Origin of the sequence: Pseudonocardia sp., from assembly GCF_050246655.1 — a bacterium.
Lineage (GTDB): Bacteria > Actinomycetota > Actinomycetes > Mycobacteriales > Pseudonocardiaceae > Pseudonocardia.
Genome location: NZ_JBFWVQ010000221.1, coordinates 1 through 3,992, shown reverse-complemented (window position 1 = coordinate 3,992; position 3,992 = coordinate 1). Strand labels below are relative to the sequence as shown.

Annotated in this window: 4 protein-coding genes and 1 pseudogene; 2 read left to right on the top strand and 3 right to left on the bottom strand. The window is 73.9% G+C overall.

The genetic code is table 11. The features are described from left to right. Positions 1–251: pseudogene (locus AB7J25_RS30395) on the top strand (PrsW family intramembrane metalloprotease); the annotation flags it as partial. A 9-nt stretch (positions 252–260) separates the two neighbouring features. Here the strand turns inward: AB7J25_RS30395 and AB7J25_RS30390 are convergent. Both AB7J25_RS30390 and AB7J25_RS30385 read right to left on the bottom strand, forming a co-directional pair. After that, the gene (locus AB7J25_RS30390) at positions 261–1,580 is read right to left on the bottom strand and encodes a HAMP domain-containing sensor histidine kinase (RefSeq protein WP_428514793.1); all 1,320 of its coding nucleotides are present in this window, start codon (positions 1,578–1,580) and stop codon (positions 261–263) included. Beyond that, positions 1,577–2,281, bottom strand: coding sequence for a response regulator transcription factor (locus tag AB7J25_RS30385; RefSeq protein ID WP_428514791.1), 705 nt, complete (start codon positions 2,279–2,281; stop codon positions 1,577–1,579). Before AB7J25_RS30385 ends, AB7J25_RS30390 begins: the two co-directional genes overlap by 4 nt. 156 nt (positions 2,282–2,437) lie before the next feature. On the opposite strand from AB7J25_RS30385, the gene AB7J25_RS30380 reads away from it, so the two are divergent. Continuing rightward, positions 2,438–3,775, top strand: coding sequence for a hypothetical protein (locus AB7J25_RS30380; RefSeq protein WP_428514789.1), 1,338 nt, complete (start codon positions 2,438–2,440; stop codon positions 3,773–3,775). Here the strand turns inward: AB7J25_RS30380 and AB7J25_RS30375 are convergent. After that, the coding region (locus AB7J25_RS30375; RefSeq protein ID WP_428514787.1) for a glyoxalase/bleomycin resistance/dioxygenase family protein at positions 3,658–3,992 on the bottom strand (335 nt) is incomplete at its 5' end. The two genes, AB7J25_RS30380 and AB7J25_RS30375, sit on opposite strands and share 118 nt — an antisense overlap.

Below are 3,992 nucleotides of genomic sequence, written 5' to 3'. Positions count from 1 at the left end.
TGCGTGCGGTCCTCCAGCCGGAGGTCACCGCGGGCACGATCACCGCCGCCGAGCTGGACGCGTTGGCCGGGCAACGCCGCGATCGCCACGCCGCCGTCCGCGGGCGGGCGCCGGGTATCAGCAGCCGGCGCGAGAAGCACATCCTGCAGGCGGCACGGGATCTCGCGCACGACCTCTGCGAGTCCGGTGGGGCGGACTCGCCCGCCGTGGCGCACTCGCGCGCGGAGATCGCGCGGCTGCGGCGGCGCTGAGGCCCGTGCTCAGCGGGGCACGCCGTCGGGCGACGTGGACTCGACCGGCAGCAGCAGGGTGAAGACGGGCGGAGACGGCCGGGTGAGGACGAGGCGCCCGCCCTCCGCCTCGGCGAGCCGCAGGGCCAACCCGAGGCCCATGCCGCCGGAGCGCGCCGATCCGATGGCGTCCGGATCCAGGCCCCGGCCCTCGTCCGCCACGTCGATGGCGACGGCGCCCGCGCTCTCCCGGATCGTCACGCGGACCGTCCCGGCCCCGTGCACCTCGGCGTTGTCCAGCAGCACGCCGAGGACCTGCCGGATGGCGGCCGCCGACACCGGGGCCCGCGGCAGGTCCGCCGTGGCGTCCTCGTCGAGCCCGCGCCCGACGTGGACGAGCCGCTCCCGGCGCGCTGCGGCGACGTCGGCCACCAGCCCCCCGACGTCGATCGGCTCACCACGGGTGGCACCGGGCTCGCGGGCGAGCAGCATCAACTCGTCGATCGTGCGTTCCAGCTGGTCGGCCGAGGTGATCCCGGCGCGCACCGCGCGCCGCACCTCCCCGTCGGAGGTCCCGTCGGAGGTCCCGTCGGAGGCCCCGTCGGAGGCGAGGAGCGCGGACTCCAGCCGCAGCCGCAGTCCGGCGAGCGGCGTGCGCAGCTGGTGCGACGCCTCGGCAGAGAACGCCCGCTCGCGGGCGAGGAGCGCGTCCAGGCGCTCGGCGGTGTCGTTGAGCGCCCGGCCCACCGCGTCGATCTCGGCGACGTTCGCCGGGGCGGCGCGGACACCGAAGTCGCCGTCACCCAGCCGCCGCGCGTTCACCGCGAGCGCCTCCAGTGGTTCGGTCAGCCGGCGGGCCTGCCGCCGTGCGAGCTGCCATACGACTCCCAGCACCAGGAACGCCAGGGCGAGCATGCCGAGCCAGGCCGGGATCAGGTGCTGGTAGATCACGGAGACCGGACGGACCGCCCGGACGGCGCCGAGCACCGTGTCGTGCTCGCCGGGGACCGGGACAGTGACGGTCAGCGTCCCGTCGCCCTGCCCGTGCGAGGAGATCCCGTGCAGCGCAGCGCGCACCGCCTCATCGCCCGGATCAGCGCCGCTGCCCGCCACCAGCTCGCCGTGATCGTCGTAGACGGACAGCCCGGAGCCCACGGGGACCTCGTCGATGTGCTCGCCGTGGGACAGCTCGCTCTGCACCGACCGGGCCGTGATCGCGGCGAGGCGCTGCAGCGACGCCTGCTCGTCGGCGAGGGCGAGCTGGGCCGCACCGAACGCGAGGGGGGCGCCGAACAACACCAGGGCGAGGCTCGCGACCAGCACCGCGAGCCCCACGATCCGCCGCCTCACCGCAGGTCGCCCGCCGGGTCGGACGGAGGGGTCTCCAGCCGGTAGCCGTGGCCGCGCAGCGTCGTGATGGCCGGCAGCCGCCCGCCGGAGCCGATCCGCCTGCGCAGCGCCGCGACGTGCACGTCGAGCGTCTTGGTGGATCCGAACCAGTTCGTGTCCCAGACGTCGGCGATCAACGTCTCGCGGCTGAGTGCGACGTCCGGGTCGCGCGCGAAGCGGGCGAGCAGGTCGAACTCCTTGGCCCGCAGCGCGATCTCCCGTCCGGCGACCGTCACCCGCCGGGCCCCGAGATCGACGACGAGATCGCCGAGGCGCACGGCAGGCACCCGTTCGGCCACATTGATGCGCCGCAGGTGGGCGCGCGTGCGGGCGAGCAGCTCGCCCAGCCGCACGGGCTTGGTGAGGTAGTCGTCGGCGCCGGCCTCCAGGGCGACGATCACGTCCATCTCCGCGGTGCGGGCGGTGAGCACGACGATCACCGCCGCGGCCTGCAGCGGCCGGATCCTGCGGCAGACCTCGACGCCGTCCATATCGGGCAGGCCCAGGTCGAGCAGGACGAGATCGAACACGGTGTCCCGCGCAGCAGCGAGGGCGGAACGTCCGTCGAGGACGCGGCGCACGTCGTGCCCGTTGTCCCGCAGGGTCACCTGGAGGACCTCGCCGATCGTCGCGTCGTCCTCGACGACCAGGACGGATGCCACGTCGGCGATGCTACCGAGGCCGGTCCACCGGGCCGTTCCGGTCATTTCGCAAGCATCGGGGAAAACGGGTGAGCAGAGCGCCAGAAACCGGTTAACGGACGGCAAGAACTTATGCTCAAGGCGATCTGTCGGCAATTCCGCGGATAGCGTGAGCATGTGGAATTCGAGGAGTTCGCCGGAGACCGGGACGGGCGCCTGCCCGTCGTCGTCACGGGCGCGGACCTGCCCGGTGGGTTGGGCATCGCGCGGGCCCTGCGGGACGAGGGGACGCCGGTGTACGGGCTGGCCCTGGACCCGGCATCGCCGTGCTGTCGCTCCTCGTCGTGGACCGACGTCCTCCCCGTGCGGGAGGACTCGGTGTCGGGGTGGCTGCGGGCGCTGACCGAGCTGTCCACGCGCCATCCTCGCCAGGTCCTGATGATCAGCCAGGACACCGTTGTCGAGATCGTGGCGCGGCATGCGCAGCAGCTGAGCGGGCGCTACGCGTTCGTCCTCCCGGACCCGGGCACCGTGCGGACACTCGGCCACAAGACGGCCTTCGCCACGTGGGCGCGGGAGCACGGGTTCCCGATCCCGCGCACGGAGGTGGTCTGCGGCGAGCGCGAGCTCACCGAAGCCCTCGACCGGCTCACGTTCCCGGTGGTGGTGAAGCCGGACCTGCGCAACGGGCGGTGGAGTGCGGCCAGCGGGCGCACCAAGGCACACGTGCTGCATTCGCCGGAGGCGGTTTCCGCGATTCCGTTCCCGCTGTTCGAGGTGAGCGACCGATACGTCGTCCAGGAATGGATCGACGGCGGCGACGCGGACGTCCGCTTCTGCCTGCTCTACCGCGACCGCGACGGGCGCGAGCTCGGGTACCGGACCGGGCGCAAGCTGCTGCAATGGCCGGTCGGAACCGGCAACACGGCCGTCTGCACCACCACGGACGATCCGGAGCTGCACCGCCTGGCGCGCGAGCTGTTCGACCGCGCCGGGCTCGTCGGGCTCGCCTCGCTGGAAGTCAAGCGCGACCGTCGCGACGGCCGGTACTACGTCACCGAGCCCACGGTGGGGCGGCCCAACCTGCAGTCCAACGTCGCCGCGGCCGCCGGGGTCAACCTGATCGCGATGGCCTACCGCGACGCCTGCGGTGCGCCGGCGGTTCCGGTCGGCCGGACGCGACCGGCGATCTGGCTGAGCGAGAGCAACGTGCCGCCTGCCCTCGTCTGCTCCGTCGCGCGCCGGCAGCTCGATCTCGCCGGGATCGGGCGTGCCGTGCTGCGGTGCCGCGGCCTGATGCTCGCCTACGCGGGCAGGCACGACCTCCGCCCGGCCGTGGCGATGCTCGCCGGGAAGGCGAGGGCGTTCCTGCCGGCACGGTTCCGCAAGGGCAACGGTCAGCGACCGGGATCGACCCCGGCCGCGGCGGGCGTGTCGCAGGTGCACGGCCCGGGTCCGGCCGCACCGGCGAGGCCCGCGCCAGAGGCGTCCGGGGCATCGGCCTTGACGGTGTAGACCTCCCACGGCTCCGCACCCGGCCCGTGCACCCAGACCTTGTCCTGCAGGGCGTAGCAGCAGGTGGTGTCGTTCTCCACGTCGGTGGCGAGGCCCAGCGACCCGAGCCGGGCGGTGGCGGCGTGGACCTCGGCGGTGCCGGCGACCTCCACGCCGAGGTGGTCGAGCACGGTCGGCCGGTCCGCCTCGCCCTCGATCAGCACGAGCTTGAGCGGTG